The 12,481-nt window shown below is 55.2% G+C and carries 9 protein-coding genes; 2 read left to right on the top strand and 7 right to left on the bottom strand.

From position 1 onward, the window contains the following. The 3 genes from TH5_RS24450 to TH5_RS24440 form a co-directional block, all read right to left on the bottom strand. The coding region (locus TH5_RS24450; protein WP_279627792.1) for an Ada metal-binding domain-containing protein at positions 1 to 219 on the bottom strand (219 nt) is incomplete at its 3' end. Positions 220 to 301: 82 nt separating this feature from the next. Next, positions 302 to 904: a nucleoside deaminase gene (locus tag TH5_RS24445; protein ID WP_114124051.1), complete on the bottom strand. Its 603-nt coding sequence runs from the start codon at positions 902 to 904 to the stop codon at positions 302 to 304. 156 nt (positions 905 to 1,060) lie between these two features. Beyond that, the gene (locus TH5_RS24440) at positions 1,061 to 1,312 is read right to left on the bottom strand and encodes a hypothetical protein (RefSeq protein WP_007090275.1); all 252 of its coding nucleotides are present in this window, start codon (positions 1,310 to 1,312) and stop codon (positions 1,061 to 1,063) included. A gap of 321 nt (positions 1,313 to 1,633) precedes the next feature. Here TH5_RS24440 and TH5_RS24435 point away from each other — a divergent pair, with 321 nt between their 5' ends. Then, positions 1,634 to 2,131, top strand: a complete 498-nt coding sequence (locus TH5_RS24435; protein WP_114124053.1) for a DUF2165 family protein — start codon at positions 1,634 to 1,636, stop codon at positions 2,129 to 2,131. A gap of 76 nt (positions 2,132 to 2,207) precedes the next feature. On the opposite strand, the gene prfB is transcribed toward TH5_RS24435, so the two are convergent. The 4 genes from prfB to TH5_RS24415 form a co-directional block, all read right to left on the bottom strand. Further along, positions 2,208 to 3,336, bottom strand: a protein-coding gene (gene prfB, locus TH5_RS24430) for a peptide chain release factor 2 (protein ID WP_114110669.1) whose coding sequence is annotated in 2 segments (ribosomal slippage) — positions 2,208 to 3,266 and positions 3,268 to 3,336 — 1,128 coding nt in all. Because the reading frame shifts where the segments join, the coding sequence is not laid out codon by codon here. A gap of 171 nt (positions 3,337 to 3,507) precedes the next feature. Then, positions 3,508 to 5,079, bottom strand: coding sequence for an alkaline phosphatase D family protein (locus TH5_RS24425; protein WP_114124050.1), 1,572 nt, complete (start codon positions 5,077 to 5,079; stop codon positions 3,508 to 3,510). Positions 5,080 to 5,292: 213 nt separating this feature from the next. Beyond that, positions 5,293 to 7,722 carry a penicillin-binding protein 1A gene (locus TH5_RS24420; RefSeq protein ID WP_114124052.1) on the bottom strand — a complete coding sequence of 810 codons (2,430 nt, stop codon included), beginning with the start codon at positions 7,720 to 7,722 and terminating at the stop codon, positions 5,293 to 5,295. A gap of 265 nt (positions 7,723 to 7,987) precedes the next feature. Continuing rightward, positions 7,988 to 9,271: an N-acetylmuramoyl-L-alanine amidase gene (locus tag TH5_RS24415; protein WP_114124049.1), complete on the bottom strand. Its 1,284-nt coding sequence runs from the start codon at positions 9,269 to 9,271 to the stop codon at positions 7,988 to 7,990. Between the two features lie 645 nt (positions 9,272 to 9,916). On the opposite strand from TH5_RS24415, the gene TH5_RS24405 reads away from it, so the two are divergent. Further along, the coding region (locus tag TH5_RS24405) for an Rne/Rng family ribonuclease (RefSeq protein ID WP_147250182.1) at positions 9,917 to 12,481 on the top strand (2,565 nt) is incomplete at its 3' end.

The following is a 12,481-nucleotide window of genomic DNA, read 5'->3' as shown; positions in this document are numbered from 1 at the left end:
GGCTTCGGGGCGGCAGCGCAGGCACGGGCGGAACCCGTGGGCAATTGCCGCCTCGGCACTGGGATAAAATTGCACATTCACGCGCTTTGGCGTGACGGCGGGGCATATCGGACGGCAGAAAATCCCGGTGGTCAGAACGGCGGTGTAAAACCGACCGTCAAACCGGCGATCCCGGGCCTTTAATGCGTGATAGCAGATATCATCATTGAGCTGTTCCATACCCGGCAGCTTAGCAGATCGCGCAGATAAAACTCGCCAGATTCGGACTCAAACGTGAAAGTACCGGATCATGCCCGCAATCCTAGTTCAACGGGATATCGTTTGCGCCCTTGCCGTCCTGATACTGATCGGAAAGTGCATCATATTGGGCGGCAATCGATTTTGCCTTTTCAAGCCACGGCGCACGGTCGGCTTCGGGCAGGTCGGCGATCATGCCCATCATGGAATGGCTTTGCCAGAATGCGTTGGATTTATTGTATTCCCCGGCATCGAGGGTGAAGACTTCCTTGAGGATTTTAAGGTCATGGGGGATTTCAAACGCATCGCGGGAATCCTCATAGCTGAAGAAATAATAGAAATTATCAAACCCGGCCCAGGTGATCGCCGACAGGCACATCGAACAGGGTTCGTGTGTTGACAGGAAAATCAGATCCGACGTTGCGGGGCGTCCATCGGCAGGCATTTCGTAAAACCGTTTCAGGCAATGGACCTCGCCATGCCAAAGCGGGTTTTCGGTTTCGTTATTGGTTTCAGCGAGCACCAGCGAATGGTCGGATTTGCGCAACAAGGCCGCCCCGAAAATCTTGTTTCCGGCGGCCACACCCTTGCGGGTTTTGGGCAGAATATCGTTTTCAAGTGTGGCAAACAGGGTGGCAAGAAGCGCGGTTCTGTCTTCGCGTGGCATTAAGGCGGTCCCCGATGAAATGCGTGATGCTTTTTGATGGCGTCCATTTCATCTTCATTGAACCGCCCTGCCAACTGAATTTATCGCAAATTTTGCAACCGGGCGGGCGAAACACTTTGTGCGGCATCTTGAAAACAGCGGCAACCGGGTTGCTGCCTAGCCGCGCAGGATGCCGTCATTGATATCTTCGTAACGCTGATCGGCGGGAACGGGGCGATAGAAATCCGGGTCCAGCAATGTCGTAACCGCGATAAGCGTCGGCGATTTTCGATCCCGAACCTTGGTGATCAGGGCATGATCGACCGGTCTCATTTCACGGATTTTGATAACTTCGAAAATGGGGCCATTCGGGGTGGCAAGTTTGAACTGGTCGCCAACAGCGACCTGGCCATGGGACTGACGCGGCATTTTTGGACTTCACCTGACTGATAGACGTTTGCTCAAGACGCGAAACCCGCCGAGGCCCTATTTTTCAACGACTTGGCCCTTTCGTTTTTCAACGGATTTTGCGTATGGGCAATACACTGCCAGACATATCAGGCGAGACTATGACAGAAGCGGGATTTTTACGGGCAGAAGACATAAAAATGCAGCAATTGACATCGCGGTATTCCTGCCCTGTCGACCATACGAGCACGGGCATTATCCCTGACCAAACTTTTCTGCCGGTTTACAATTGATTAGACTGCGTCTGATCGATATTGCACTTTCATGCCGGGGGGCATCAGCATGCTTGCGATCCGTTTATCCAAAATCCTGACTGTGGCGGCAATCGCCCTGTTTGCAACCTTGGTCGCCTTTGGCAACATCACCGATTACGGCAGCAATTTCGAATTCGTCCGCCATGTTTTGATGATGGACACGATCTTTCCTGACAGCACCATCAAATATCGCGCGATTGAAAGCCCTGCCCTGCATCATGCTGCCTATATCGCGATTATCGCGACCGAGGTGCTGATCGCGATCCTGTGCTGGATCGGGGCGTGGAAACTGTGGTCGGTCCGCTATGCCACCGCGGCCCTTTTCAATAACAGCAAGGGATATGCCATCGGTGGCCTGACCGTTGGCTTTCTGCTGTGGCAGGTGGGGTTCATGTCGATTGGCGGCGAATGGTTTGGCATGTGGATGTCCGACACATGGAACGGTATTGAATCGGCCTTTCGCTTTTTCATCACCATCCTTGCGGTGCTGATCTATGTCACGCTTCGCGATGGGGAAGTCGACTAGGGCATCCAGCCCGCCTTAAACAAAACACCCCGCCAGTTTCCTGTGCGGGGTGTTTTGTTTGGTAATCCGGTTCGGATCAATCGATGTCTTCGACTTCACCAGCGGAACCGGTGACCTTGGCGGCAAGGGCGGCGGCCATGAAGTCATCAAGATCACCGTTCAGAACGCCCTGGGTGTCGGATGTTTCAACACCGGTGCGCAAATCCTTGATCATCTGATAGGGCTGCAACACGTAGGAGCGGATCTGATGGCCCCAGCCGATATCGGATTTGGTATCCTCAAGCGCCTGGGCCTCGGCTTCGCGTTTCTGAAGTTCGGCTTCGTACAGGCGGGCTTTAAGCATCTTCATCGCGGTATCGCGGTTTTTGTGCTGTGAACGGTCGTTCTGGCACTGCGCGACGATACCGGTCGGAATATGCGTGATACGCACCGCCGAGTCTGTTCTGTTAACGTGCTGACCACCGGCACCTGATGCACGGTAGGTATCAATACGAAGGTCCTTGTCGAGCACTTCGATATTGATGTCATCATCAATCACCGGATAGACCCAGCAGGACGAGAAGCTGGTATGGCGGCGCGCGGCACTGTCATAGGGCGAAATACGCACCAGACGATGCACGCCGACCTCGTTTTTAAGCCAGCCATAGGCATTGTGACCGGTGACTTTATAGGTCACCGATTTGATGCCGGCTTCCTCGCCATCGCTTTCTTCGAGCATTTCAAGCTTGTAGCCCTTGGACTCAGCCCAGCGCACATACATGCGCGCAAGCATGCTGGCCCAGTCCTGTGCCTCGGTCCCGCCGGCACCGGCATGGATTTCGAGATAGGCGTCATTGGCATCAGCCTCGCCCGAGAGCAGGCTTTCAAGCTCACGCTTGGCGGCGATTTCGCGAATATTGCGCAGGCCCTGCTCGGCCTCGGCAACGGTTTCGTCATCGCCTTCGGCTTCGCCAAGTTCGATCAGACCGATATTGTCTTCGAGTTCCTGGGCAAGCGCCTTGTAGCCGTTGATGGCATCATCAAGCCGGGTACGTTCCTGCATGACTTTCTGCGCGTTTTCCGGCTTGTCCCACAAGGTGGGATCTTCGGCCAGCGCGTTCAGTTCGTCGAGGCGTCTAAGAGCGTTATCCCAGTCAAAGATGCCTCCTCAGCAGTGCCATCGACTGCTTGATTTCATCGACCAATGCCTGTGCTTCGGCGCGCATTGATGTCTCCGTTATTCATATGAAATTCTGTAAGGCCGCGAAGGATCGCAGCAACTTCGGCGGCGCTTATAGCAGTTTTTGCCCCGATTGAAACCCCCGCGGGGACATACATCAGGCATGGAAAAACCCGGCACATCAAATGCGCCGGGTTTAAAGGTGGTATCGCGCGGGTTAGCTGTAAACCGGATCAAGCGTCACGGTATAAAGTTCTTCGTCGGCAACATCGCGAAGCGACACGCGGAACTGTTCGTTTTCAGCATCGATATCGACAAGGCCAAAGAACTGCAAACCGAAGGATGGCGGCAGGTTTATGCCCTGCTCCTTGGTCGGGTGTTTGGTAAACATCACCTGCGGGCCAAAGGTATTGTCCATGGCATTTGGCCCGAATGTTCCGGCATGAAGCGGGCCGGAAACAAATTCCCAGAACGGTTCGAAATCCTGGAACTGGGCCTTGTTCGGATCATAGTAATGGGCCGCCGTGTAATGCACATCGGCCGTCAGCCAGACGGTATTGAGAATACGGGCCGATTTGATGAAACGCAGCAATTCGACAATGTCAAATTCGCGTCCGGCCGGGGCACCATCCCCATTGGCAAGGTTTTCGAAATTGTCGCCATCGCCAACCACCATGCCAATCGGCATATCGGACGCGATGACCTTCCATGTGGCGTTGGAATTCAGAAGGCTGCGTTTGAGCCATTCGATCTGTTCCCGGCCAAGGAAGACGGTCTTGTTATTTGGTTCCGGGCTGTTATTGGCATCGTTCGCACCACGATAGGTGCGCATATCAAGGAAAAAGATATCAAGTGACGGGCCGTAGGACACCTTGCGATAAACCCGCCCCGGTTCGGACGCATGTTCGGTGATCGGCAGCATTTCACGAAACGCCCGGTTGGCACGTGCGGCCAGAAGGGATACCGATTTTTCGCTGTAGCGATCATCCCCGGTCAGCATTTCACCCGGATACCAGTTATTGGTCACTTCGTGGTCGTCCCACTGGTAATAGACCGGGATCAGGCGGTTGAATTCGCGAACGTTTTTATCAAGCATGTTGTATTTATAATTGCCGCGAAACTCGGCAATGGTTTCGGCAACCTTGCCGGTATCCTCGGTCGTGATGTTTTTCCAGATATCGCCATCGGGCATTTTTGCCTCTGCGGCGAACGGGCCATCGGCATAGATGGTATCGCCGGAATGGATGAAGAAGTCCGGGTTATGCCTGGTAATCGTGGCATAGGTTTTCATGCCGCCGCGATCCTCGTCAATGCCCCAGCCCTGCCCGGCGGTATCGCCTGACCAGCCAAAACGGATATTGCGCTTTGCCGCCGGTGCCGTACGGAAATGTCCGATCACCGGTTCCGACGATGCCCGGCCATCATCGAGATTTTCGAAATGGATTTTGTAAAACACGTCCTGCCCGGCAGGCAGATCATTCAGGGCAAGCTTGCTGGCAAAATCACGTTCCGGCAGAACATCGACATGCGGGATTTTGACCGAACGTGCGAAATTTTCCGTTGTGGCAATTTCCGTGATCATGCGCGACGCACGATCCGCACGCCCCCAGATGCAGGCGGAATTGGCGGTGACATCGCCACTTTGCACGCCATGGGTGATCAGCGGACGATCAGCCGCGCGTGAAATTGACGGCATGAAAAAGCCACCCATGGCAGATGCCGCACCGGCAGTGGCCGTTACAGTGGCAGTCGTGGTCAGGAATTTTCGGCGGGAAACACGAAAAGACATTGAAAGAACCCCTTCAAAATTTGAAGTAACACCTTGAAGAGTATGGCAAATTCAAATGACAGGACGGTTGCGGCCCGTTGATGGTTTTATCAACATTTGATGACAAAGGCGCGCGCAATACGACACCCGCGTCCCTGCCCGCTTTTCAAATGAAAAAGGCCGGATGCAATTTGCACCCGGCCCGTAACTATCGGCGCAAGATCGCACCAAAGATCAGTAGATACCACCCGGGCTTGAAACCCCGCCGGTATTGCCTTCGGCACCGACACCGCTATAGCCAGCATCGCCACCATCAATAACATTGTCGTTCGACGACGGAATGGTACCGGCTTTGAAGGCTTCCCAGATCACGTTCTGATCACCCGGACGGGCCGGAAGGCCGGAACGGGCTTCGACGCGAACCATGCGGATACCGGGCGGCGTTCTGAACGGCACGGCCTTGGTACCTTTAAGCGCATCGCCCATGAACTGCTTGAAGATCGGGGCGGCCGCACTGGCCCCCTGTTCCTGATCGCCAAGCGAGCGGTTATCGTCAAAGCCGACATACACCCCAACCGCAAGGTCGGGCGAGAAGCCAACAAACCATGCATCGCGGCTGTCGTTCGTGGTGCCGGTTTTACCGGCCAGCGGATAGCCGAGTTCACGAATGCGACGCCCGGTACCGCGTTCAACCACGCCTTCAAGCATCGATACCATCTGGAACGCACTTGCCGGATCGGCAAGCTGTTCACGATTGTCCGGAAGTTCGGGCGGCATCTGATTGCGGAATTCAACATCCTGACATTCCGCGCACTGGCGTTCGTCACGACGATAAATCACTTCGCCGCGGCGGTTCTGAATGCGGTCAATCAGGGTCGGGGTGATTTTCTTGCCACCATTGACCAGTTCGGCATAGGCCGCCGTCAGACGCATCGCCGTGGTTTCAGCAGCACCCAGCGACATCGACAGAACCTGTGGCAGGTCATCGACGATCCCGAAACGTTCGGCATAATCGGCAACCTTGTCCATACCGATGGTCTGCGCCAGACGCACCGTCATCAGGTTACGCGAAAGTTCGATGCCCAGACGCATGGTCGAAGGACCATAGAATTTGCCGCTATAGTTGCCCGGCTTCCATTTGCCAAGTCCCGGCCCCTGATCAATCACGAACGGCGCATCAAGCACCATGGTCGACGGGGTAAAGCCCTGATCAAGGGCCGCGAGATACACAAACGGCTTGAAGGCAGAGCCCGGCTGACGGCGGGCCTGTGTCGCACGGTTGAATTTCGACATATCATGCGAAAAACCACCCGACATCGCCAGAACTCGACCGGTATGCGGGTCCATGGCGACAAGGGCACCATTGACCTCGGGAATCTGGCGCAGGCCATAGGTGTTTGGCGGCAGTTCCTCGCCATCGAGTTCGGTGAAATGCTTTACATAGATCACGTCACCGGCTGACAGCACATCGGACGGGCTGTTGACGGCCGGACCAAGCGTCTGGCCTTCTTTCCATGCGCGCGCCCATGTCAGGAAACGCAGCGGAATGCGCCCCTGCTTGCCCGACAGAAGGCCCAGCGTGACTTCATCGCTGCCAACGCGCATGACAACGGCCTTGTCCCACGGCACATCGTTTGGTGTTTCGACTTCGCGTAGTTTCTGCTGCCAGTCATCGGACAGATCGATATTGGTGATCGGACCGCGCCAGCCATGACGACGATCATATTCGACCAGCCCTTCGACCAGCGCCTGATCGGCAATGGTCTGCAGACGCGGATCAACCGTCGCACGCACCGAAAGCCCCCCGTCATACAACATGTTTTCGCCGTAACGATCGACAAGCTGACGGCGGACTTCCTCGGCGAAATAATCGGCGCGATATGTATCGACCGACTGGCGTTCCTTGGCAATCAGCGGGCTTGCCCATGCGTTCTGGGCTTCGGTTTCGGTGATGAATTTTTCTTCAAGCATCCGGCCGATCACCCAGTTACGGCGCGCCTTGGCCTCGTCATGGTTGCGGACCGGATGATAGTTCGACGGTGCCTTTGGCAGGGCGGCGAGATAAGCCGCTTCCTCGATATTGATTTCATCAAGAGATTTGTCGAAATAGCGCAGGGCCGCGGCGGCAACACCATAGCTGCCATTGCCGAGATAAATCTCGTTCAGATAAAGTTCGAGGATATGTTCCTTGGTAAAGGCACGCTCGATACGGAATGAAAGGATCGCTTCCTTGACCTTGCGTTCATAGGAAACTTCGCTGGTCAGAAGGAAGTTTTTGGCGACCTGCTGGGTAATGGTCGACGCCCCGACCGGACGTTTGCCCGAGCCCATATTGGCAACGTTGGTCACGGCCGCGCGCAGCACGGATGCGAAATCAATGCCCGGATGGCTGAAAAAGTTTTTATCCTCGGCCGCGACAAACGCATCAACAACAACATGCGGGATCGAGGTGATCGGCACGAAAACACGTTTTTCACGTGCATATTCGGCGATCAACGCCCCGTCACCGGCATGAACGCGCGTCATGACTTCGGGTTCGTAGGTTTCAAGCTGGGTGTAGTCGGGCAAGTCCTGACCGAAATGCCAGAAGATCGCCAGAACGCCAATCCCCCCGGCAACCGCCATGAGGAAGAGCACACCGAAAATACTTAGTAAAATACGCATAAACAGGTCTTTATCATTTTGCTGTTTTGGCCTGATCCGGCTGGCGCGCACCAAAGCGCATATTCCGGAGAATTGCAATCAGCCCTATCATAGCGGCAAAAAAGTGACGGCGTTGTGATAGCGCGCACGATTACCGCAAATTTCCTTACAGACCGGACAATGACTATACCCCCGCCACCCCGTCAAAGCGAGGACTGGCTTTTCCACTTTACGGAAAATCGCGCAAATCACCCATGCGAATTTTTCGATTCCGGAATTCGGGATTCTAGAATTTGTGCTTCTCGAAATAGATATCAATCGCCCGCATGACGGCTTCGGCAACCTTGCGCCGATGTGCCGGGCTTTGCAGCAACTTGGCATCGGTCGCATTCGACAGATATCCCATTTCAAACAATGCCGATGGGATATCGGGTGCTTTTAGAACAGCAAAACCCGCGAAACGGTGGGTCCGGCGTTGCAGTTCAATGCTTTTCCCAAGCTCTGAAACCATATTCGCAGCAAGGGTTGCCGACAGGTTCATGGTTTCGCGCTGCGCCAGATCGATCAGGATGCTTTGCACCAGCGAGTTTTCTTCGGACAGATCGATCCCGGCAATGACGTCGGCCTTGTTTTCCTTTGATGCCAGTGCGGCGGCCTCTTTGTCCGATGCGTTTTCAGACAGGGTATAGACCGACGCGCCACGATGCTTGGAATTGCCAATCGAGTCCGCATGCAGGGAAATAAACAGATCAGCACCGTTTTTACGCGCGATCTCGGTCCGTTGGCGCAATTTCAGGAACACGTCCTTGTCACGCGTCAGAAGCACGCGATATCGACCGGAATCGGTCAGGACCTTTTCCAGTTCGCGTGCAGCAGCAAGTGTCAGGTCCTTTTCATAAACCCCGCCCACCCCGATCGCCCCGGGATCAACGCCTCCATGACCGGCATCGATTGCAATCAGCGGCTTTTCCGAACCGCCACGACCGGATTCCACGGCCACATCGGCACTTTGTTCGGTGGCACTGGTGTCGTTGCGGCTGCGGGCGGAATAGGCTTCCATACTTTCACGCGACGCCGTCATAAAGGCGTCGCGCTTGGCCGGGGACAAATCGACAACAAGACGGTGCGGTTTGCCTTCTGACGCTGGCAAGGTGAATATTTTTGACACCAGTGCGGGTTCGGCAACATCCAGAACCACACGGAAGGTACCCGGTTTAAACAGGCCGTAACGCAACCCGGAAATCAGACCACCGCCGGATGTCACCTTGCCCGGAGGGGCGCTCCATTCAATTTCGGGCATGTCGATGATAACGCGATACGGATCGGGCAGCAGAAAATAGCTGAACTCGACATCATGGTCGAGATCGATGACAAAACGGGTATAGTCTGGATAAACGCCAAGACGCGCACCAAGAACCTTGGTTTCCTGCGCGTTTGCGGTAGCCAAAAAGCCAATGCAGATCATCAGCGACAGACACAGTGCGGCAATCATCCGGGCGGATTTTTGTCCGACCAAGGACAGCTTTTCTGCCGTCGCATTTACCTGCGAACCCGTTTTAACTGATACCATCGCCCTGCTGCGTTAATCGTGATGATGCGGAGTACTCGTTTGCGCTTATAGCAACGCGTTGGTTAACGGGCAATTGACCGCCCATCAAACACACGACGCGAATAGCATGCCCGGTTTTGGTGTTCCTGGCATCGATGTAAACGGTAAAAACATTGCAGGATCATGGATTTGGCAGAAGGCATCCGTGATTGGCGCAATCGGGCGAAAAACTTTGCGATTTTCAATTCAACCGCAATAAAGTCATCGGACAACGTAACAAAACTGTTTGTCGCGCGACTTCAAAAGGGATATGTTGCACCCGAGATTCCTATGTCTTGCGGTGTGAACCTTATTAATCCGCCAGACTGAGGACGCGACGAGGCCAGTTCTCGGGTCGGTGTCTCGGTGACGCGGCAATTCCCGCTCCCGATAGAGCCCTCCCATTCAAGGCTGTCTTGGCGCGCTCGAGAATACGCAACCAATTTTTGTTTCAACACCAAAACCAGGTCCGAACCGGAAGAGCAGCCGAAACGCGATGAACCAGATATATACAGGACATATCGCGACCTTGATGGACGGCGCCTCCGGATACGCCGGTTTGTTTGCATACCAGCGCAACATCGCTTTACGCAGGAAACTGGCGGGACCTTCAGGAACAGGTTCCGAATGGTCAAACGCATGCTCATCGATGCAACGCACGCGGAAGAAAGCCGCGTCGTTGTTATTAATGGAAATCGCCTAGAAGAATACGACGTCGAAACTTCGACCAAGAAGCAAATAAAAGGAAATATCTATCTCGCGAAAGTGACGCGTGTAGAACCGTCCTTGCAGGCGGCCTTCGTCGATTACGGCGGAAACCGCCATGGTTTCCTCGCCTTTAGCGAAATCCATTCCGACTATTACCAGATCCCGGTCGCAGATCGCGAAGCCCTTTCGCGCAGTCATAGCGACGTCAAGGATGCCGACATCGTCGAAGACAATATCGGCGACGCATCCGAGGGCAGCGATACCCCGAAAAAAGAAAAGAAACCGGCCCGTACCCGCAATCGCCGCAAACCGCGTGCGAAGGCATCGGACGAAACCGCGGTTGAAACCGATGTAGAAGCACCGGCAACCGACGAAAATACCGATAGTGCGGCCACTGTTGCGGCAGACGCCGCGCAGGAAAATGACGCCGCGGCAAGTGACGATGCAGGCGACGAAGACGCAAAACCGCGCCGTCGTCGCACACGCAACCGTCGCAAAAAATCCGATGATGTCGAGGCATCTGGTGATGACAGCGCGGACGCATCGTCGAATGACGGTGACGATACCGATGGATCGGGTGGCGGTAATGCTGCCATGTCGGCCGAAATTGCCGAACTGACCGTTGATATCGAAACCGAACCGGCCGGTGCCGCCGAAGAAGAAGATATTGATGATCTGGGTGGCGATGACGGGGATGAATTCTCCGACAGTCATCGCCCGCAGATGCAGAAACGCTACAAAATCCAGGAAGTGATCAAGCGCCGCCAGATTCTGCTGGTGCAGGTCGTAAAGGAAGAACGTGGCAACAAGGGTGCCGCCCTTTCGACCTTCCTGTCGCTGGCGGGCCGTTATTGCGTTCTGATGCCAAACACCCCGCGTGGTGGCGGCATTTCGCGCAAGATCACCAATGCGCAGGATCGCAAGCGTCTTAAATCCATTCTGGCCGAGCTGGAAATTCCGGACGGCATGGCCGTTATCGTGCGTACCGCCGGTTCGGAACGCACCAAGGCCGAGATTAAACGCGACTTCGATTATCTGATGCGTTTGTGGGATCGTATCCGCGAAACCACCCTTCAGAGCCAGGCACCGTGCCTGATTTACGAAGAAGCCGATCTGATCAAACGTTCCATCCGTGACCTTTATGCACGCGATGTTGATGAAGTTCTGGTCGAAGGTGACGAAGGTTACCGGATCGCCAAAGACTTCATGAAGATGTTGATGCCGTCACATGCGAAGCGTGTGCAACCCTACAAGGATCAAGGCGTTCCGCTGTTCCACCGCTTCCAGGTGGAAAGCCAGCTTGACGCTATGCTCAATCCGGTCGTTCAGCTTAAATCGGGTGGTTATATCGTTATCAATCCGACCGAAGCACTGGTCGCGATTGACGTGAACTCGGGCCGTTCGACCCGCGAACGCAACATCGAAGAAACCGCATACAAAACCAACCTTGAAGCCGCCGAAGAGCTGGCCCGTCAGTTGCGCCTGCGCGACCTTGCCGGTCTGATCGTTGTCGACTTCATCGATATGGAAGATCACCGCAATCAGGCATCGGTTGAACGCAAGCTTAAAGAAGCGATGCGCAATGACCGTGCCCGCCTGCAGATCGGCCGTATCAGCCCGTTCGGTCTTTTGGAAATGTCGCGTCAGCGCCTGCGTCCGTCGCTTGTTGAGAGCGCCTTCGAGGTTTGCGCCCATTGCCGCGGTGTCGGCCTTGTCCGTTCGATCGAAAGTGCGGCCCTTCACCTTCTGCGCGTACTTGAAGAAGAAGGCATGCGTCGTCGTTCCGGTGCACTTACCGTGCATGTCGCAAGCGAAGTCGCGCTTTATATCCTGAACCGCAAACGCGATACGCTGGCTGAAATCGAACAGCGTTACGGCTTCACCGTCATGATCTTTGGCGATGACAGCCTGATTTCGCCAGATCACCGCATCGAACGCACGCGTGCGAAAAAAGGTGACGAGGAAGAAGCCCTGCCGGTTCTGAATACCGACAGCGTCTCGCTCACGGCGATTGAAGGCCCGGTTGAAGCGGACGAAGACGACGAAGAAGACGATGTCGCCGAAGCCCGTGACACCCGCGATCAGCGCGATGACGATGATCAGGGCAACAAACGCCGCCGTCGCCGTCGTCGCCGTCGTGGCCGCAATGATGATCGTGATGATCGCAATGATCAGAACGAAGCCGATGCATCCGATGATGCAGCCGGTGCGTCGGATCGTTCCGATCAGGACGATAACGAAGAAGATGACGACGACGAAGCACAGCGCAAACGCCGTCGTCGCGGCAAACGTGGTGGTCGCCGTCGTTCGCGCCGCCAGGAATTTGAAAACGCACCGCGTGTCAAATCGCCTGCCGATGATGCACAGGCAACCGCCCTTCGCCGGGATCGTGATCACAGCGCGCCGGAAGGCCATGCTGAAGACCAGGTTGTTGATGCCGACAGCGAAGGTCAGGACGCAGACAGCTTTGATCAGGAAGGTGTA

It is taken from the genome of Thalassospira xianhensis MCCC 1A02616 (assembly GCF_003326475.1).
Taxonomy (GTDB): domain Bacteria; phylum Pseudomonadota; class Alphaproteobacteria; order Rhodospirillales; family Thalassospiraceae; genus Thalassospira; species Thalassospira xianhensis.
This window is presented reverse-complemented; position numbering and strand designations above follow the sequence as displayed.

Bases quoted from the DNA above. Each gene is read 5' to 3' on its own strand.
- TH5_RS24425 (WP_114124050.1), bottom strand. From the start codon at position 5,079: ATGTCTTTTCGTGTTTCCCGCCGAAAATTCCTGACCACGACTGCCACT.
- TH5_RS24435 (WP_114124053.1), top strand. From the start codon at position 1,634: ATGCTTGCGATCCGTTTATCCAAAATCCTGACTGTGGCGGCAATCGCC.
- TH5_RS24445 (WP_114124051.1), bottom strand. From the start codon at position 904: ATGCCACGCGAAGACAGAACCGCGCTTCTTGCCACCCTGTTTGCCACA.
- TH5_RS24415 (WP_114124049.1), bottom strand. From the start codon at position 9,271: ATGGTATCAGTTAAAACGGGTTCGCAGGTAAATGCGACGGCAGAAAAG.
- TH5_RS24440 (WP_007090275.1), bottom strand. From the start codon at position 1,312: ATGCCGCGTCAGTCCCATGGCCAGGTCGCTGTTGGCGACCAGTTCAAA.
- TH5_RS24420 (WP_114124052.1), bottom strand. From the start codon at position 7,722: ATGCGTATTTTACTAAGTATTTTCGGTGTGCTCTTCCTCATGGCGGTT.